Annotated in this window: 21 protein-coding genes; 1 reads left to right on the forward strand and 20 read right to left on the reverse strand. The window is 45.1% G+C overall.

What is annotated here, in order from left to right; all coding sequences use genetic code 11:
- Positions 1-7: 7 nt before the first annotated feature.
- The 20 genes from NSQ91_RS21615 to NSQ91_RS21710 all read right to left on the reverse strand — a co-directional run bounded on the left by NSQ91_RS21615 (position 8) and on the right by NSQ91_RS21710 (position 17,161).
- Positions 8-877 (reverse strand): heptaprenyl diphosphate synthase component 1, encoded by an 870-nt coding sequence (locus tag NSQ91_RS21615; protein WP_076127631.1) that lies wholly within the window; start codon positions 875-877, stop codon positions 8-10.
- 115 nt (positions 878-992) lie between these two features.
- Positions 993-1,535, reverse strand: a complete 543-nt coding sequence (locus NSQ91_RS21620) for a hypothetical protein (protein ID WP_076184017.1) — start codon at positions 1,533-1,535, stop codon at positions 993-995.
- A 95-nt stretch (positions 1,536-1,630) separates the two neighbouring features.
- A complete protein-coding gene (mtrB, locus tag NSQ91_RS21625) occupies positions 1,631-1,879 on the reverse strand; it encodes a trp RNA-binding attenuation protein MtrB (protein WP_051490908.1) in 249 nt (82 codons plus the stop codon).
- 116 nt (positions 1,880-1,995) lie between these two features.
- Complete coding sequence (locus NSQ91_RS21630) at positions 1,996-2,268, reverse strand: HU family DNA-binding protein (RefSeq protein WP_036676223.1); 273 nt, start codon at positions 2,266-2,268, stop codon at positions 1,996-1,998.
- A 377-nt stretch (positions 2,269-2,645) separates the two neighbouring features.
- Complete coding sequence (gene spoIVA, locus NSQ91_RS21635) at positions 2,646-4,124, reverse strand: stage IV sporulation protein A (protein ID WP_036676222.1); 1,479 nt, start codon at positions 4,122-4,124, stop codon at positions 2,646-2,648.
- A 437-nt stretch (positions 4,125-4,561) separates the two neighbouring features.
- Complete coding sequence (locus NSQ91_RS21640; RefSeq protein WP_254847661.1) at positions 4,562-5,308, reverse strand: DUF3939 domain-containing protein; 747 nt, start codon at positions 5,306-5,308, stop codon at positions 4,562-4,564.
- A gap of 30 nt (positions 5,309-5,338) precedes the next feature.
- Positions 5,339-5,707, reverse strand: a complete 369-nt coding sequence (locus NSQ91_RS21645; RefSeq protein WP_076127495.1) for a 2Fe-2S iron-sulfur cluster-binding protein — start codon at positions 5,705-5,707, stop codon at positions 5,339-5,341.
- A 34-nt stretch (positions 5,708-5,741) separates the two neighbouring features.
- On the reverse strand, positions 5,742-5,921 hold the full coding sequence (locus tag NSQ91_RS21650) for a DUF2768 family protein (RefSeq protein WP_036676218.1): 180 nt from the start codon (positions 5,919-5,921) through the stop codon (positions 5,742-5,744).
- A gap of 197 nt (positions 5,922-6,118) precedes the next feature.
- Positions 6,119-6,394, reverse strand: a complete 276-nt coding sequence (locus tag NSQ91_RS21655; RefSeq protein WP_038572437.1) for a stage VI sporulation protein F — start codon at positions 6,392-6,394, stop codon at positions 6,119-6,121.
- Between the two features lie 66 nt (positions 6,395-6,460).
- A complete protein-coding gene (locus tag NSQ91_RS21660) occupies positions 6,461-7,501 on the reverse strand; it encodes an NAD(P)H-dependent glycerol-3-phosphate dehydrogenase (RefSeq protein ID WP_076218702.1) in 1,041 nt (346 codons plus the stop codon).
- Complete coding sequence (gene plsY / locus NSQ91_RS21665; RefSeq protein ID WP_036676213.1) at positions 7,494-8,111, reverse strand: glycerol-3-phosphate 1-O-acyltransferase PlsY; 618 nt, start codon at positions 8,109-8,111, stop codon at positions 7,494-7,496. The genes NSQ91_RS21660 and plsY overlap by 8 nt, the downstream gene beginning before the upstream one ends.
- Positions 8,112-8,123: 12 nt before the next feature.
- Positions 8,124-9,449 carry a ribosome biogenesis GTPase Der gene (gene der, locus NSQ91_RS21670; protein ID WP_036676212.1) on the reverse strand — a complete coding sequence of 442 codons (1,326 nt, stop codon included), beginning with the start codon at positions 9,447-9,449 and terminating at the stop codon, positions 8,124-8,126.
- Positions 9,450-9,625: 176 nt separating this feature from the next.
- Complete coding sequence (gene rpsA / locus NSQ91_RS21675) at positions 9,626-10,948, reverse strand: 30S ribosomal protein S1 (protein WP_170914203.1); 1,323 nt, start codon at positions 10,946-10,948, stop codon at positions 9,626-9,628.
- 174 nt (positions 10,949-11,122) lie between these two features.
- The gene (locus tag NSQ91_RS21680) at positions 11,123-11,710 is read right to left on the reverse strand and encodes a lysophospholipid acyltransferase family protein (protein ID WP_036676211.1); all 588 of its coding nucleotides are present in this window, start codon (positions 11,708-11,710) and stop codon (positions 11,123-11,125) included.
- On the reverse strand, positions 11,707-12,417 hold the full coding sequence (gene cmk, locus NSQ91_RS21685; RefSeq protein ID WP_254848699.1) for a (d)CMP kinase: 711 nt from the start codon (positions 12,415-12,417) through the stop codon (positions 11,707-11,709). The genes NSQ91_RS21680 and cmk overlap by 4 nt, the downstream gene beginning before the upstream one ends.
- A gap of 207 nt (positions 12,418-12,624) precedes the next feature.
- Entirely contained in the window at positions 12,625-13,278 is a 654-nt protein-coding gene (locus NSQ91_RS21690; protein WP_036676209.1) for a flagellar brake protein, read from the reverse strand.
- A 133-nt stretch (positions 13,279-13,411) separates the two neighbouring features.
- Positions 13,412-14,770, reverse strand: coding sequence for a germination protein YpeB (gene ypeB / locus NSQ91_RS21695; RefSeq protein ID WP_076192213.1), 1,359 nt, complete (start codon positions 14,768-14,770; stop codon positions 13,412-13,414).
- Positions 14,771-15,092: 322 nt separating this feature from the next.
- Entirely contained in the window at positions 15,093-15,788 is a 696-nt protein-coding gene (gene prsW / locus NSQ91_RS21700) for a glutamic-type intramembrane protease PrsW (RefSeq protein WP_076134692.1), read from the reverse strand.
- A 152-nt stretch (positions 15,789-15,940) separates the two neighbouring features.
- Entirely contained in the window at positions 15,941-16,555 is a 615-nt protein-coding gene (locus NSQ91_RS21705) for a genetic competence negative regulator (protein WP_036676203.1), read from the reverse strand.
- A 234-nt stretch (positions 16,556-16,789) separates the two neighbouring features.
- Positions 16,790-17,161: a hypothetical protein gene (locus NSQ91_RS21710; RefSeq protein ID WP_076141316.1), complete on the reverse strand. Its 372-nt coding sequence runs from the start codon at positions 17,159-17,161 to the stop codon at positions 16,790-16,792.
- 103 nt (positions 17,162-17,264) lie between these two features.
- Here NSQ91_RS21710 and NSQ91_RS21715 point away from each other — a divergent pair, with 103 nt between their 5' ends.
- Positions 17,265-18,152 carry a polysaccharide deacetylase family protein gene (locus NSQ91_RS21715; RefSeq protein WP_282579788.1) on the forward strand — a complete coding sequence of 296 codons (888 nt, stop codon included), beginning with the start codon at positions 17,265-17,267 and terminating at the stop codon, positions 18,150-18,152.
- Positions 18,153-18,293 lie beyond the last annotated feature (141 nt).

Raw genomic sequence — 18,293 nt, forward strand, 5'->3', positions numbered from 1 at the left:
TCATCCACTAACCCTCCACGGCTGCTTGTCCTGAGACTTTCATCTGCAGGAGAATACGATCCAGCGCTATCTCAAGCTCTCTAAGCAGGCTTTCGTCTTTAACGCTTTGTAATAGTCCCTGAATCGACTGAATCGACTGATGGAGCTTGTCCGTCAGCAGAGAATCACATTTATATTTCATCTTCAGCATCTTCCAGTCCTTCTGATCAAGGTTCTGGTCTTGAAGCTGTTTGCGTTCTTCCTCTGTCGCTGACTCCAGCATCTTCCAGTAGCAATAACCATTGCTAGCATTCTCAAGGTTATCACAACGCTGAAGCTCTATGGCAACAGTTTCGCACTGACTGAACTCTGTCAATAACTTCTCCCACAATTCCACTAAGGAATTCTCGATCATGGGCGTAAAAGAAAGGAACAGCCGCATATTGAGCTGTACCATGTGCCGCAAGTATTGTTCAGCCGAAAGACGGATTCCTCTCATCTTCACATAGAGGTTCGCTTTCAAGACATTGAAATCAGCAATCGCCTTACTCAAGATTCCAACCATCTCAATCTGATCACTCTTTGCAAGCAGATGGTAAAACCAGCTACTAAAATAATCGCCAGCCAATACCTTTAATTGACGGGAACGCATAGGATCTCCACCGCGTCTATCATTCGAGCGGTCAATTACCTCATGTGTATCTAGTCCAAGTTGAATAAGTGCGGTTACGAGCGTATACAACTCACCAGTACTTCCTTTTACAGAAGATCCATGGTTTAGAAAAATATATAACAAATGACCCCGGCCATCAGAAAACGGCGGCAAATCCGTATGCTTCTGAATCATGTCGTAGTCGGTGTAGGGTTTTGCCAGTTGCGGTATGCAGTACGGTTTCATTTCAGCCTCCGAAGCCATTGACATTTATATTAATTCCTTTGTTCACAATCTTGTCTATTATATCACATGTTTTTTTGTCACGCACTGTGATACAACTGAGTTTCTTTTATTCTTCTCAAGGATAAATGAACTGCTTCTTCCAGAGCTCAGTCTCACTAATACGGAAGCCCGTCTTGAGACGCTCGGAAATGGGGAAATTACCCGCAGACTGAAGTTCATTCTGGAGTTCAACGGACCACTCCGCGCGTCTGATATCCCCTGCTAGCAGCAGCCGGCGGCTATCCAGCCATTTATCCATGACCACGATGCGCAGCAGGAGCTGATCCACATTCGAGGTTTCTTGAAAAGCAAAAGAAATAGTCTGTGCCATATTTCGATAAAGCTCCTGGGGTTCATGATCATTTCCGCTCACTTTTAAATCCAGAGACAGAACGTGATCCTCCCAGTCTACGCTATCAATGGATAAGGTCAATGGAAGTGCGCCAAGAACATCAACAAGATTATCGTTGTCTAGCACCGTGTTATGGCCGCCAGTAAAAGTCTCCACTGCACCATTTCGCTGCTGTAAGGTTGAATCCATATCTGCCACTTTGGGCAATATTACAGCAGAGGTTGCAGTCAAGAGTAATACGGCTCCAACCCACCAGGCCTTGTTCATGAACACGCCCCCCCTTATCCATAATTCCCACTCTTAGCGGAATACGATCATTTATCTTTACTATATTTTGAAAAAAAGCAGGCTATGCCTGCTTTTCAGCTTTCACTTTCCAATTGTCCGTGCTTTGTCCATATTTCAGCCTTACCGCGGATCTTCATCGCTGAGGTATGATCAGTAAACTGGGCAATCAATACCTCGCCCTTATCCAGCTTCTCTGTATGATGAAAACGTGTATCTGTACCTCTGGTTAACCCAATGACCTGAACGCCATTATCTTTAGCCTTAACCACAATATAGTCGCTGCCCGTTGGAAGCGGAGTAGTACCCGTATTTTTATCCATCATCACTCATCCTCCTCTAAACCTATTATACAGTTCATAGTATTTCAAAAAACAAATGCCGCCTTGGAGGGCGGCATAGTTGTTCTTAAAAAGACTATGGGATAGGTATGTAGAAATCTTTATTTGATTCCGTCTTTCAGCGCCTTACCGGGTTTGAATGCCGGTACCTTGCTTGCAGGAATTTCGATTTCTTCACCAGTTTGCGGGTTACGGCCTTTACGTGCAGAACGCTCACGCACTTCAAAGTTTCCGAATCCAACCAGTTGTACTTTATCACCGCTTTGCAGTGCTTCTGTAATTGCTTCGAAAACCGCATCTACAGCTTTAGTAGCATCCTTCTTGGGAAGTTCAGTTGCTTCTGTAACTACATTGATCAAATCTGATTTATTCATGTTTTCTCACCTCCCTGAGTAAATTCTCCGGTATCATACACTGTTTCCGTTTCAACGTAAAATATACGTGATAATCCCGTTTAAAACTTAACTTTGGCGCCCTTAGACCTTGAAGCGCAACAAACTTATAGTAATACAGCCCATCCATAAATTCAAGCTGTTACTCAAAAAAGGAGCAGAAATTATCATCTATCCTTGCATATTTATCTAAATTCAATCTAATTTGTTAGACCTATAGGAGCATTTAAGGTCTTTGTTTCATCAGAATAATTGAGTCAGATTCACCGTTATTATAGGAACTAGGAATCAAGTTTTAGGATAGATACAAATAAAAAGAGCAGGATTTCTCCCACTCTTTGAATTTATTTATATTCAGCTTAGAGAATAATTGCAATAAGTCCGCCGGAACCCTCATTTATAATGCGGCCAAGCGTTTCTTGCAGTTTGTAGCGCGCATTATCCGGCATCATAGCTATCTTGCCTTGAATTCCTTCTCTTACAATGGAGTGCAGGGAGCGGCCAAAAATATCGGATTCCCAAATCTTAATAGGATCATTCTCAAAGTCCTGCATCAGATAACGAACCAGCTCTTCGCTTTGCTTTTCCGTTCCGATGATTGGCGAGAATTCAGACTCCACATCCACCCGAATCATATGAATGGATGGTGCCGTAGCCTTTAAGCGAACCCCGAAGCGAGAGCCCTGACGAATCAGTTCTGGCTCGTCGAGTGCCATTTCGGCTAAAGATGGAGCCGCGATACCATAGCCAGTAGTCTTGACCATTTCCAAAGCTTCTGAGAATCGGTCGTATTCTCGTTTCGCATGTGAGAACTCCTGCATAAGCTGGAGCAGATGATCCTTACCGCGGATCTCAACCCCCACCACTTCCATCAGAACTTGATCGTACAGCTCTTCTGGAGCATACAGGTCGATCTCTGCTACACCCTGACCCATGTTCATACCACTTAGGCCAGCTTTATCAATAAAGTCATATTCGGTGAACTGAGATACGAGGCGGTCAACATCCCGCAGGCGGCGAATGTCTTTTACAGTATCGCGAACGGAGTTCTCATAACTACTACGCAGCCAGTGGTTTTCTCCAAGCACCATAACCCAGCTTGGCAGATTTACATTTACTTCATGCACTGGGAATTCATAAAGCACTTCCCGCAGCACACCAGTTACGTCATCTTCGCTCATGTTTGCGGCGCTTAGCGTCATAACTGGGATATCGTATTTGATGGCTAGCTCGTTACGGAGCTGCTGCGCTTCCTCACTGCGTGGCCGGGTGGAGTTAATGACAAGCACAAACGGCTTACCCACTTCCTTCAGCTCTGCAATGACGCGCTCTTCAGAGTCCACGTACGAGTTCCGCGGAATTTCTGCAATCGTACCATCTGTTGTTACCACTACACCTAGCGTTGAATGCTCCTGAATAACCTTACGTGTCCCGATTTCTGCCGCTTCCTGAAAAGGAATAGGCTCTTCAAACCAAGGTGTAGAGATCATTCGTGGTCCATTTTCATCCTCGTAACCTTTTGCACCCTCTACAGCGTAACCCACACAGTCTACCAGACGAACATTAACCTCAAGCCCTTCCGCAACCTTGATTTGGACTGCGTTGTTTGGCACAAACTTCGGTTCTGTCGTCATAATCGTTTTGCCTGCTGCGCTTTGCGGAAGCTCATCCACAGCTCTTACTCGATCAGCCTCATTCGTGATGTTTGGCAGGACAATGGTTTCCATGAAGCGCTTGATAAATGTCGATTTCCCCGTGCGAACCGCGCCGACGACGCCAAGATAAATGTCTCCGCCGGTACGCTCGGCAATGTCCTTGAAAATATCCACTTTTTCCAAAAGAGATCCCCTCCTCATATTACTCCGAAGAAAAAATGCCTGAAGAGCATCGACTTCGCGTTCCGCCGGTAATCTGACCCTTGCAGGACATCAACCGGACTTATCGTATGCCCGCCCGAAGCCTAGCTGCTTTCGACCGGGACGTACTTGCCCCGCGCTAAACTCCGAATGCTCGGACATGCATTTGGACTAGTATCATCATATGTATCCGGAACGAATTTATGACCCGTATTCGCGCATTTCCCAATGTAATTTCAAAAAAAGTTAAGTCTGCGCGCCGCAAGGCGTCTGACGCCCGGAAGCTTACTCATCCATCTTATGAGGTAGGATTCGTTGATAGAACTATTTTTAGTGGATGCTGAGATTAAAAGGTTATTAACAAAAAACGCCTAATGCCCCGGATAAAACCGAAGCTTAGACGCTTTTAAACTATAACTCTAACTTGGAGGCTGTGGGATCGGCTGATTATTAATCCATAGATACGGCAAAGACTTTACGGGAACGTAATATGAAGCTTCCTCCAGATCCAGTCGCAAGTCCTGATTCTTGTCGTGCTCTCCACCCTTCTTATCGACGGCAGCCATGATATCAAAAACATAATCTACGTAGACAGTTCCATCCTTATCCATGATAAAGTCAAGAACTTGACCGGAATAGACGCTAGTTAAGGTTATAGAGCTTGTACCCGCCTGCTTATGATCAATGGTATACAATCCGGGGTATAGCTCATCAAGCACAGGCAGGTTGCCGCCATGAGCTGATTTATAGCGGTTAACCTGTCGTTGCACGTCATTCACCTTTTGAACCGTAACAAGGTCCATCACCTTCACCACAGGATCAATTTCCTCATTCAAAATAAGAAAATAAGCACTTCCACCCTGCTCAAAAGCGGTAGCCGGTATATCATCCAAATATCCCTTATTATTCAACTTCCCCAGGTCAATACGAAACTTCTCATACCTTGGAGTAGTTTCATCCGCATTAAGAATGGGCAGTACCCCTTCCTCCTGTTGATAATCATCAACGGCTGCTTGTATCCGTTTAACACTTTCCCGATAATTAACACTAGCCCGCTTCTCTTCACCTGGGTATAGACAGCCCGAAAGCGTAAGCGCGAGCGATACCATCCCTAGCAAAAGCTTGGCCCCTGCCTTCAGTTTCATTTTATATCCTATAAACTCCAACCGAGTCCCTCCCACGGTGACATTCTTACGCTACCACAGTTCATCTTCTTCCCCACGCCGCGCTGCTTCAAGCTTACGGCGCACCGCAGCCTTCAGTGGATCTTCCGGCACCTGAACGGTTACGTCGCTCCATACGGCAGCCTGACAGGCCAGACGCGTTCCTTCTTCTAAGGCCGATCCAAGCTTACGCCGCTCAATCTCTCCGGGAGGCCTTACTGCAGCAGCCTCTTCCTTCGCGACTGTAACCTTGCACATCAGACAGCCTGCTTTGCCTCCGCATCTAGTTGTTATTGGCACTCCTGCTTTACGAGCGGCCTCTAATAACGAAATGCCACGGTTCACAACAGCTTTACGACCTTCTGGTTGAAATACAACGGTAACTCCTTTTTGTGATTTCATGATGTTACTTCCTTCCTCACCACTATGTAACTGCTTACATAATTGAAACAACTCCGCCCAATAGGCCCACTAACATGATGACAAAAGCAAGTATAGACAGTACAGCCTTAAGCAATCCCTTGGTTTTGCTCCGAGCAAAAGTTATAAGAAATACTGATAATCCCATAATCAGCATCGCAATCAGGGATAACCACATTTTTGTCATCGGATCCATGGTCAAAGCCCCCATTCGCCTGTAATTTATTAGGGACTATTATATCATGACCTTATCCTTTTCTGTAAAAAAACATCATTTTTTATGTATTATTTTAAATAAATTACGCTACGTGCAAATTATCAGGAATATAAAAAAAAGCAAAAGACGACGGAATCGTTCATTGATCCGTTTTCTTTTGCTCACCCAACATAAAGCTATTTTTTAAGCATCATTTTCATTAAAGACTCCATTGTGCTGGAACCTGCGCCGCCTTTTTTAACGGCATTGATAATCTCCTGCACAGTAGCTTCACTGACCGGCACTTTCGCCATTGATGACACCTGCTTAATTAACTGGCGGAGCTGGGCTTCATTCTGCGTAGTTCCTGGCTTTACCGTACTGGCTAGCTTTTTGACGGCACTTTCCGTAATGTTCTTGCCCGCCTTTTTGTTAATGGCGTTCAATGCATCCTTGGAAAAATCTCTGCTCACTTTTCATCCCTCCTCCGTCAATCCCCATTACAACATATGAGAATTTGCGGAAAAAGGTGAACAGGATCAGGAATGCCACTGCTCCCAAGTTTCCTGGGAGATCGACTCAAGCTCAGGCTTACGATCACGACCCATCAAGGCTTCAACCGCACTGCGTGGGCTTCTTCCTTGAAAGAGCACATGATAAATCTGATCCGTAATCGGCATCTGCACACCCAGCTTGAGCGAAATTGCATAAGCTGCTTCGGTAGTACGTATACCTTCGACTACCATCCCCATGGATTCCAGCACCTCGGCCAGCGGCTTGCCTTGACCAAGCATGGACCCAGCGCGCCAGTTACGGCTGTGCTGACTAGTAGCCGTCACAACAAGGTCGCCAATTCCGGCAAGGCCGGCAAAGGTCAAAGGATTGGCTCCAAGCTCAACTCCCACCCGAGATATCTCGGCGAGTCCACGGGTCAAAAGCGCTGCTTTAGCATTGTCCCCATATCCAAGGCCATCGGATAGACCTGCACCAAGGGCAATAATATTCTTAAGAGCTCCGGCAAGCTCTACCCCTACCTGATCACGATTCGTATATACACGGAAATCGTTGTTGATGAACAATTCCTGCGCTTCGGCGCTACGTTTGTCATCAGGTGAAGCAACTACAACGGTTGTAGGACACCGGCGTACAACTTCCTCTGCATGACTTGGACCGGAGAGGACGACGATCTGCCCTTCGTCACAGCCTAGTTCCTCTGCAATTACGATGGACATCCGCTTATTGCTTTCCGACTCAAAGCCCTTCGTAGCATGAACACATAACATGTCATCCTTCCAGAATGGCTTCAGACTGCGAGCAACCTGCCGCATTCCTGAAGACGGAGCTACAATTACAACCGCCTTAGAACCGGACACTGCCGTTTCCATATCCGTAGTTGCAATAATGTTAGCTGGCAGTGCGATGTCAGGCAGATACTTATTATTCGTATGAGAGCCATTGATCTCGGCAGCTTGATCAGAGTTGCGTGTCCACAGATAAACTTCCGAGTGGTTTGCAGCCAGCACGCTAGCCAGCGCAGTTCCCCAGCTCCCCGCTACAAGTACGGTAACTTTATCAGACAACACGATTCCCTCCTTTAACTTTTGAGCCTATCTTGTTCTCACGGCCTTCTACGATCTTTACAATATTCGTCCGGTGCCGCCAGAAGGCGAAGACCGCAATAATAATACTGGTCCAGAGCACAGGTTGTGTAAATCCTGTCAACAATAAAGCCACTGGTGTCAGTGCTACAAAAATTAATGAGCCAAGGGACACGTAACGTGTGATAAAGATAGACAGGATGGCGATGATACCGGCGAGCAGCGCTGGCCATAAACAAAGCGTAGCCATAACACCGATCGTAGTAGCAATGCCTTTCCCCCCACGAAAACGAAAATAGAGCGGCCAATTATGTCCGATGATGGCAGCGATTCCGCAAAGAGCCGGAACCCAGGTTCCCCAACCGCCGACCCAGGTTCCTAACCATACAGCGGCCACCCCTTTCAGCACATCCAGCAACAGCACTAGTATTGCAGGACCTTTACCCAATACACGCAGTGTATTGGTAGCTCCCGCATTTCCGCTTCCGTATTGACGGATATCAATTCCCTTTAGCAACTTTGCAAGCAGTACACTAAAGCTGACAGAACCAAGCAAATAGCTTACAACGATAACCAGAAGTTCAAGCGCCACACTTCTTCTCCCCTAACCTTCGTTTTCGGATTTGCGCCGTGTAAAGAGACGGATTGGTGTTCCTTCGAAATTAAATGCTGCGCGAATTTTATTCTCCAGATAACGTTCATAGGAGAAATGCATCAGCGACGGATCATTCACGAACACCACAATCGTAGGCGGCTTAACCGCAACCTGCGTTACATAGTTAATACGCAAGCGACGGCCTTTGTCAGTTGGTGGAGGGTTAATCGCGATTGCATCAGATACAACGTCGTTCACCAAATGTGTAGTAATGCGCAGTGCGTGCTGTTGAGATACATGCTGTACAACAGGCAGCAGTTTTTGCAAACGCTGTTTGGTTAAAGCCGACAAAAAGACAACCGGTGCGTAACTCATAAACAAGAAATGGTCACGAATCTTCGTCTCGAAGTTCTGCATAGTCTTATCGTCTTTCACAATGGCATCCCATTTGTTGACAACAAAAATAGATGCTTTACCAGCTTCATGTGCATAACCAGCAATATGCTTGTCCTGATCGATGATGCCCTCTTCGCCGTTAATTACAACGAGGACCACATCAGCCCGTTCAATCGCACGCATAGCACGCATAACACTGTATTTTTCAATGTTCTCGTATACCTTGCCTTTTTTACGCATACCTGCCGTATCGATAAGCACATAACGTTGCCCATCACGTTCAAAAGGAGTATCGATAGCATCTCTTGTTGTCCCTGCAATATCGCTGACGATAACACGTTCTTCGCCCAAAATCGCGTTAACCAGAGAGGATTTACCTACATTCGGACGGCCAATCAAAGCTACACGAATGACATCCTCATCGTATTCATCATCTATTTTCTCAGGTAGGCGCTCAACTACAGCATCTAGCAAGTCGCCGAGTCCGGTTCCGTGACTACCAGAAATTCCGATTGGATCGCCAAAACCAAGGCTATAGAACTCATAAATATCATCCGCACGCTTCATATTATCCACTTTGTTGATGGCAAGAACGACTGGTTTACCTGAACGGAACAGAATCTGAGCTACCTCTTCATCTGAATTCGTCACACCACTCTTCGCCTCACACATAAATACAATAACATCCGCTTCTTCAATCGCCAGCTCCGCTTGAACACGGATTGATTTCAGAATTGTATCTTCTCCATCAATTTCAATACCTCCGGTATCAATCACACTGAACGACTTACCGTTCCAATCTGAAATACCATAAATCCGGTCACGTGTAATCCCCGGCTTATCTTCTACAATGGCTAATCTATCGCCAATCAGCCGATTAAATATCGTCGATTTTCCGACGTTAGGCCTCCCAACAATTGCCACAACGGGTCTTGCCATATTCATTCCTCCTGTCATCCTTACGTTACTCATCATAGCAAAAAACATTTAAATTGGCTAACAATCATGTTAACTCTCAATAATCCGACCAGTTCCGAAAAAAAGACAATCGGCGAACCCCCGTATCGAGGGCTCGCCGATTACTTTACCCGTATATTCAAAAGCTCGTTTAGGGATTAGTTATTACCCTTAAATTTGTCCAGCTTGTCACCAAAACGTTCAGCAAGCGTAAAGCTAAGGCCTTCGTTGCTAAGGGAAACGTTAGGGTTGTTCAGAACTTCTTTAGGAGCTCTGTCTCTGCTATTGCTGCGTTCAGGTCTAGCAGATGGAGCTGGAGCTTCTTCAGTTTCTTTGATGCTCAGGCTAACACGTTTCTCGGATGGATTGAAGTCCAGAACTTTCACTTGAACTTCTTGTCCTTCTTTCAATACTTCGTGTGGAGTAGCGATGTGTTTGTGGGAGATTTGTGAGATATGCACAAGACCTTCCACACCCGGAAGCAATTCTACGAATGCTCCGAAGTTCACAAGACGTTTTACAACGCCTGTTACAACATCACCGATGTTGATTTCGCCAGCAGCAGAGTCCCAAGGACCTGGAGCAGCAGCTTTGATGCTCAGGCTGATTTTTCCTTTTTCAGGATCAACCTTCAATACTTTAACACGTACTTTATCACCTTCAGATACTACATCAGAAGGTTTCTCTACGTGACTCCAAGCGATTTCAGATACGTGTACAAGACCGTCAACTCCGCCCACATCAACAAATGCGCCGAATTGAGTCAGACGTTGTACTGTACCTTCGATGATTTGGCCTTCAGATAGTTCAGCCATAATTTTCAGCTTGTTAGCTTCGAATTCTTCTTCAAGAACTTCTTTAGCAGACAAGATTACTTTGCTGTTCTCACGGTCAAGTTCTTTCACTTTAACGCGCAAGGTACGGCCTTTGTAATCGCTGAAATCTTCAACGAAGTGACGCTCTACCATGGAAGCTGGGATAAATCCGCGAGCTCCAACATCAGCTACGAGGCCGCCTTTAACAACGTCAGCCACAGTAACTTCGAAAGCTTCTTGGGAAGCGAAGTATTTCTCAAGATCTTCCCATGATTTTTCACTATCAACAGCACGTTTGGAAAGAACAAGGCTTTCCTTGTTGTCGTTGATGCTGACAACTTTACATTCTACTTCCTGTCCAACTTCTACTGCTGCAGCAGCGTTGTCCAGTTGTACTGCGGACAATTCGCGAATTGGAATCACACCGTCGTATTTATATCCAATGCTTACATAAGCTTGGTTATCTTCGATTTTGACGATTGTTCCTTTCACGGTATCGCCTTTTTTCAGAGAAATGATTTCCAAGTCAGCTTGGTTAGTCACTTCTTCTTCGTTAACGGCAGCAACTTCTTCTACAGCTCCGTTATTTTCTGTCACAGCGGAATCCACCGCTTCTACGGATTCATTCTTTTCCGCAGCTTCCTGATTTTTAATTTCTTCAGACATGTGATTAGCCTCCTCGATTCAAAACCCCATTTATTTAAACCTGCGTATAGCAGAGTTCAAAACAAGCAATGCATAATATTTCACTTACACTTGATGATAGTATGTTCCAAAAAATAGCGGCTATGCCGTTATTTAATCAAAACATTGAGCAAAATTTGTTGTTCTGCTCATCCCTTAACTAGCACTTGGTTTACCTGTCTCTTTCATCTCACGGATGCGATCCATAATGACATCGGTAACAGCCTCGAGAGATTCGCTCCCCGCACCGGCAAATTGACTAAGGTCTACAGGAGCACCGTAGACAACGACCATGCGTCGAAAGGGTTTATACTGGCCGATAATAGCCGCTGGAATAACTGCTGCGCCACTTCGAAGTGCAAAGCTAGCAGCACCCTTCTTGGCCACTCCGGCATCAGAGTTACGCGTACCCTCCGGGAAGATACCCATGACATTACCATTACGAAGTGTGTTAAGGGCCGTTTTTATGGATTCTTTGCTTACGCCGCCACGTTTCACCGGAAAAGCACCCAATTTATTAATGAGCCAGCCAAGCACCGGAACCTCAAACAGTTCAGCCTTAGCCATATACTTTACCTGACGGTCCAGCTTAATTCCAATAGTCATTGGATCAAGCAGACTAATGTGGTTAGCGCAGAGCAGTACCCCGCCCTCCTTTGGCACATTTTCTTTCCCCACAATCTTAAGTGGGAAAAGGATTGCGTAAATCAAGCGAAGCAATCCAACACAAATTGCATAAATCATAAATGATTTCTCTCCCCGTCAACATGAGATCTACAGTGGGATACAATGGCCTCCACAACTTGATCGATATTCATTAAGGTCGTATCCAGAAGAATAGCATCTTCTGCACGGCGCAGCGGTGAAATCTCCCGTCCTTCATCCAGACGGTCCCGCTTTGCAATATCGTGTTCAAGCTGCTGAAGCGTCACCGATTCCGCGTCTCTCAGTTCCTTATAACGACGGAGAGCTCGTTCTTCCACACTTGCCGTCATAAAAATCTTTACCTCGGCATCCGGCAGCACGGTTGTACCGATATCGCGGCCATCCATTACCACGCCTTTGCGAAGCGCCATCTGACGCTGCAATTGACTCAGTCTGGATCTTACATCCTCGATCTTCGCATACTGCGACACAAGGCCGCTAACCTGAAGGCTCCGAATATGTGGGGTCACGTCTTCCCCATTAATCAGCACCTTCTGAATGTCTCGTTCCGGAATAAGTTCAATCACCATGTCGCGAACCTTCTCGTTCACTCGATGCTGATCTTCCGGTTCAATGCCTTCTTGGATCATATACCAGGTGATTGCCCGGTACATTGCACCAGTATCGACATAGATATAAGACAACTTCTGGGCTACCAATCGGGCTACAGTGCTCTTGCCTGCCCCGGCAGGTCCGTCGATGGCGACGTTTATTCTGTCATAAGTATGTGTACCCTGCCTATCCAACGGGGCATTCCTCCTCAAACACTCTTTCATAAAAAAAGCATCTAGCGTTACGAAAACTATTCCTGCAATATCAAGGAGCACACATAAATTGTTATGCTTGATGATATTATCAAGAAAAAAGCAGGCATTGCCTGCGACTTATAAAATTATACCACAGTTTATACTTCAGTGCAAAATCAGACAGCTTAATAGAGCTGTAAAAAATGCTTATCTGTTGCGGAAATCAAACTGACGTTCGAAGCAATAACGGATAATTTTCTGGCGTTCCAAATCTGAAATAGCGACAAATTTCAACATCGCTAAAAGCCGTCCATTCTCTAGCTTTTTAATGCGCACTACTTCACCTTCAAAATTGACATGCTCCGTGCTTCCGTTTCGATAAGGCACCAGTACCCAGCAGGACAATTTATTACCAACCTCCAGCTTAACCTGGTTATCCACTAAAAAGGAGATTCCTCCACCACCAATATCATCTGTACGAACTAGGAACCGTTTGCCAAGGCTATCCTTCACAGCAAGCTCTAGATCTGCATTCACTCGGAAAAAGCTTCTTCTCTGGATCTTAAAAATCGAATCTGTCTCCGGCTTTTGAATCCGGACCATACGAATTACATCTTCTTTAAAGCCCAGTACATAAGTATTAAAGTAATTTTTGATGCCACCCTCAGTTAAAAAATAAACCGAAAGCTCGTCCCCCATAAAGAGCCTTTTTAGACGACCATTGCTCTCCTGCATAGGAATTTCAATCAGGAATGCGTCTTCTTCCGTCTCTGCAATTCTTGATCTATATTCAACTTCTGCTTCAGCAGCGTCACTGGAAGCAACCTGTATGTATAGATATTCGTTAATTTTAGGATACAAAGATGTCACCGCCACATCAGTTTAGTAATTATCACTACCCCTGATTATAGCATGGGAATATCAGCCAGTCAGATATATTTTATAGATATTGCAAAAAAAAGGGACGCACCCAACTGCTGGATGCGCCCTCCCTTTATTTTGCCTCAGACCCCGAAGAAGGTCTGATTTCTTCCACAGACTCTTCAATGCCATCCTCGGCGTTAATGTAAATACGATACTTTGAGCCATTAACTCCTCCACCGAACTCGTAAGTCAAGACCTCGACGGAATCATCATTTTTAATCCAGGACAAGCGATTGTATTGCTCCTTGAAATCAGAATTCAGAAATTTTCTCGCCTCTGCAAGGGTAAGCTTTGGTTTTGGAAGCTTCCGGTTGTCCTTGTGCTCATTGACGTATTCGCTGGCCTCAAAACCGATGGTATCACCTGTATCCAGCCCCATACGAATGGTCATCTTTTCAGGATAAATCAATACATCATTCTGTTTGGTTACAAAGGTCAAATTCCCGATATTATCGTAACGATCAGCGCTGACTGCAGTCATATGGGGATATCCTTTTTTCTCAAGAAACTGCTCTGCTTTGGTAACTGCTTCTTTAATAGAAACTTTGGCAGGGCCAACCTCACGGTTGTCATAATAAGAGATCAGCAACCCGCCATTTTTGGTGAAATCCATACTAATGGCGTGCTTCTTATTCGAAGCGCTAACAGTTGCTGTATAGGATGGCCATTCGGTGTTCTTCCCATTTTCTTTAACATCCACTTTAGCATTGGAGCCCGCATCCGCGAACTTCAACGCCTTACGTTTGATGTCTTCGGCAGTCACGGGGGTACCTCCGAGCATTTTGACGGAACGTTTATCGTAGATGCTTGCTACTGAAGGACCCCAGTCTAGCTCAGGATATGCCCCTACACGTTTATCCACCGTTTTGAAGCCGTCAATAATCGTGTTGTCCTCCGCTTTATTTTCTGTCGCCAACGCCGTTTCAACATCCATCCAGCGCAGCCGATTGCCAATGACTTTATTTTGTACCTCTTGCAAATCCTTAGAGATTTCTCCTGAGTTCTTGTACAATGCTTTTAGATTGCTCAGCTCTCCATCTGTCAGAGGTTTTTTAGTGAAGTCACGAATCCCGGCTTTATAAGAAAAGTTGGAGATTTTGGACAGAAACTCCTCTGTTTTGCTAAATGGCAGCAAGGTCAGCGGCAGCTGGTTAATCTCATTTTGGGCCTCACTAGTCATCCGCCACACATTCACAAGTCCTTTACGGTGCATCCCATTAGAAGCAGAGTTAACCGCAAGCGTATTTCCAAGCTCACCATGAAGACGGTCCACATGATAGGACAAATCATGAAAGGCGCGTTGATATTGGTTCTCCGCCTTAATTAGTATTGAATTCTTCTCCTGATTCTCCTGATAACCCCACACAAGCGCACCAATCAGCAGCAGCGCGGTCAGCGGGAACATTACAGCACTTAATCTTTTGTACATAGGGCTACAAGACTCCTTTCGATAGCTTATTGGCGTTAGTTTGACAATAAACTAGGAGTCTTATGCACTGAAGTTGCTACACAATGTGACTATAACGTCCGCTCATGCTCTCTCTTCAATCTCAAAGCCACTGCTATTACTGCAAAGGCATTGTTTAAAGCCGGTTTGAATGACACCATGCTCTTTAATCCCTCTTAATATGTAGGTCTCACCACACTGTTTGCAAACGATACGTACTTTTATACGCAAAAAAAGACACCTCTCTCCTCTCTGGAATTCCTTACTAGGAACTGCCCTTCGAATATAAGTGTGTCCATCTCGATTATAGGTTAACCTCTTCTTCACGTTTCAGAAAGCGGAAAGGAGAACGGCTGTTGGCCCTAGCAACCTTTCCCATACCTCCATACCATAGGATAGCCATCAGAGGCACAATAAACCATATCCAATAGTTGGCTGTCGTACTCAAAATAAAGTCATATATCCCATGCCACATCCATGGCAACAGGAGAGAAAACACCAGAATTCTGCGGGTATGAACTCCTTTTGAGAACTTCGCCCTTCCCATATGGTAGCCCATGATCACACCAAACATAGCGTGTCCAGAAACCGGAAGAAGTGCTCTTAGAAACATTGATCCGATTGAAGCGTTGCTATACCAAGCGTACATTACATTTTCTATTGTTGCGAAGCCGAGCGAAATCGCCACAGCGTATAGTATCCCATCATATGGCTCGTCAAATTCGGTATGATTGTAAATCATATGGTACAGCACAAACCACTTTAGACATTCTTCCACGCCAGCGGATATGAGAAACGACTCCACGTAGGGACCACCATTTAGTCCCAGCATCAGCCCTCTCTGAATGATCATTACTGGAAACACAATCAGAAGGCCGAGCAAGAATACTTTAATGACTACATGAAGCGGTTCTTGATCATACTTGTCTTTCAGATAAAAAAAGGTCAACAGAGCAAGTCCCGGCGCTACTGCCGACGTAATGACCGATAACACGAGCACCGAATAACCTCCCTACACCCCTAAACCCTATTACTGCCGTTACACAGCAAGGTAGATGATAACTTTGATACAAGAATGACCGACATATCACCAACAACAAGACTAGGGCTGATCGGCCTAAACAATGGTCATCAGCCCCTAGTCTTGCCTAATTACTCCTGACGCTTAAAATGAGTGCACAATAACTGGACCGCATTCTCCGGCATCACTGTTTTCCCGTATTCATCGAGAACAGCTTCTGTGACCGGTGAGGAATCTCCAAACTCAGCAAGTACGCCAACAAGACCTGACAACGCCGTTTCTTCAAATTCCTTTGGATCGAAATACAGATACCATTTATTGTTATAAGAATACAGTTTCCCCTGGGAAGTAATATTACCGATGAGCACATGAGCCGCTTCAACCAGAACCTCGAAATCGCGGAATGCATATACAATGGAGTCGCTTTGTTCAAGAGTAACTTCCATTTCATAAATCTCTTCTGGCAATTCTTCTTCCCCGGACGCACCGTACTGATGGTGATCATATTTTCCTCGGGTCACTATAACGACCATGCCTTGCGCGGGCAATGCGAAAACTTCTACGGCAAGCGGACCCGTGGCATCAAAACCTAGTTCACTATATGCTTGATCCATCATCTCCGTAAACAGGTCATGAACCTTAGGAACTTCCTGCCACATGTCTTCCTTCTGGATGCCCCGCTCGCTCAGGTCGTCAAAAGTGAGGAAAATCCGTATCTTATCTTGACTTAATCGCTCTATTCTCATGACAGGATCCTCCTTTTGCAAGCTCATTTATTATAATGTATGATGAGTCCCGAGTAATGAGCCAAAAATGGTTACTATGTAAGTATGTTATCATTTTGCCGAGATAAATGCACGTAAATAAATATATAAAATCCTCTCTATTGAATAAACCATTTTCAAGGCCCTGAATAATAAAAAAGAATCATTCTGCGGAATATTTCATCCCCAAAATGATTCTGATGGAGTCCTTTACGGTTACAATCCCGGTATGGTTGTATGCGTTTCTTTAAGAATCTGCTCTACTTCGCTCTTTACTTCAGGATTGCTGCGAATGAATTCCTTTAACAATTTAAGATTGGATTCCTTCGACTTCACTGGTGATTCAGTCTTATGCTCAGAGGTTGCGCTGCTTGAACCGTTACTTTGAGCATTACTACTTGAAACAGCAGTGTTACCAAAACCAGTCGTGGCCATACCGATTATTTTTTCTTTTGCTTTATCTGCAGCCCCACTCATGGAACCACCCGATTGCCCTAGCGAAGACATTAAAGAATTCCGCTTTTTGGACATAATCATACTGGCTGCGGCGCCCATCAGCACCCCGCATAAAAATGACGAAGTATTCATATTTCCAGCCTCCTTGTATGGTAAAATCATGTTTAGTGTTCGCGGAAAGATTCCGGCTCATACAACCTAATAACAAGAAAGCGAGTTGAAAAAAGTGGGTAAAATGACATCAGTGCTCCTATTGGCTACCTTGCTGCTTACAGCCTGTGGCAACAGCGGTGCAAATGGAAATACAGCCAAGGAAACAAACACCACAAACAATCCGCCCACGGCGGCAGCTACACAAAGCGCAGAAACTACGGCGCCAGCACCTGAAGCAACAGCCAGTCCTACCCCTGAAGCAACAGCAGATGGAGGTACTACAGGAAATAGTACAGCCAGTAAGGGTGAAGCATCCGCTGAAATTCCACTGCTGTACCATATGAACAAAAATTACGACATCGTCCCTAATGAGGAAGCTACAAATAAAAAAGTGGTTCTGCTCACTTTTGACGACGGTCCTAAAGATGCTGCAATGATTAACCCTTTGATGGATGTTCTGGACAAACATCAAGCTAAAGCCATCTTTTTCGTAAATGGTTATCGTGTTAAGGAGCATCCTGAGCTTCTGGAGTTAATACATAACCGCGGTGGAATTATCGGCAACCACAGCTGGGATCATATTGTATTGAAAGACAAGTCCTATACTGAGGTTAAAAAGCAAATCGAAGATGTTCAAAATATTGTCAAAGAAACATTGGGAGAAGCTCCTCACTTTTTCCGTCCGCCACATGGTGCCGGTGGGGATGTTGGCAAGAAGGTCGCGGCTGAGAATGGAATGTTATACATGACCTGGTCTGTAGGCTCACTTGACTGGGAAATGAAAGAAAAGGAAACGGGTAAGACAGAAAAATTGATCAGTAATGTTACCGATCAGCTGCATTCCGGCAGTAATATCCTGATGCATGAGCTACCATGGACCGTTGAGGGACTGGATACCTTGCTCACTACACTTGAGGGTAAAGGCTACAGCTTTGTTGATCCGCGCAGCATTGAGCTAAAAATGCGTTGATCTTCTCATCTTTACATGTCCGATAGTTGCTTCGTCAGTGCAATTGTTTTCGAATCAAACAAAAATAGAAGGGGGTTCCAAAAGCCATTTGCATGGCTTTGGAACCCCCTTTTTACGCTACCAGTTTTCCTTACTGGAAAG

It is taken from the genome of Paenibacillus sp. FSL R7-0048 (genome assembly GCF_038004505.1).
GTDB classification, from domain to species: domain Bacteria; phylum Bacillota; class Bacilli; order Paenibacillales; family Paenibacillaceae; genus Paenibacillus_AQ; species Paenibacillus_AQ odorifer.

Bases quoted from the DNA above. Each gene is read 5' to 3' on its own strand.
- der (WP_036676212.1), bottom strand. From the start codon at position 9,449: ATGGCAAGACCCGTTGTGGCAATTGTTGGGAGGCCTAACGTCGGAAAA.
- NSQ91_RS21680 (WP_036676211.1), bottom strand. From the start codon at position 11,710: ATGATTTATGCAATTTGTGTTGGATTGCTTCGCTTGATTTACGCAATC.
- NSQ91_RS21620 (WP_076184017.1), bottom strand. From the start codon at position 1,535: ATGAACAAGGCCTGGTGGGTTGGAGCCGTATTACTCTTGACTGCAACC.
- NSQ91_RS21615 (WP_076127631.1), bottom strand. From the start codon at position 877: ATGAAACCGTACTGCATACCGCAACTGGCAAAACCCTACACCGACTAC.
- NSQ91_RS21645 (WP_076127495.1), bottom strand. From the start codon at position 5,707: ATGAAATCACAAAAAGGAGTTACCGTTGTATTTCAACCAGAAGGTCGT.
- NSQ91_RS21630 (WP_036676223.1), bottom strand. From the start codon at position 2,268: ATGAATAAATCAGATTTGATCAATGTAGTTACAGAAGCAACTGAACTT.
- ypeB (WP_076192213.1), bottom strand. From the start codon at position 14,770: ATGTACAAAAGATTAAGTGCTGTAATGTTCCCGCTGACCGCGCTGCTG.
- NSQ91_RS21705 (WP_036676203.1), bottom strand. From the start codon at position 16,555: ATGAGAATAGAGCGATTAAGTCAAGATAAGATACGGATTTTCCTCACT.
- mtrB (WP_051490908.1), bottom strand. From the start codon at position 1,879: ATGATGGATAAAAATACGGGTACTACTCCGCTTCCAACGGGCAGCGAC.
- NSQ91_RS21715 (WP_282579788.1), top strand. From the start codon at position 17,265: ATGACATCAGTGCTCCTATTGGCTACCTTGCTGCTTACAGCCTGTGGC.
- rpsA (WP_170914203.1), bottom strand. From the start codon at position 10,948: ATGTCTGAAGAAATTAAAAATCAGGAAGCTGCGGAAAAGAATGAATCC.
- NSQ91_RS21650 (WP_036676218.1), bottom strand. From the start codon at position 5,921: ATGGATCCGATGACAAAAATGTGGTTATCCCTGATTGCGATGCTGATT.
- NSQ91_RS21710 (WP_076141316.1), bottom strand. From the start codon at position 17,161: ATGAATACTTCGTCATTTTTATGCGGGGTGCTGATGGGCGCCGCAGCC.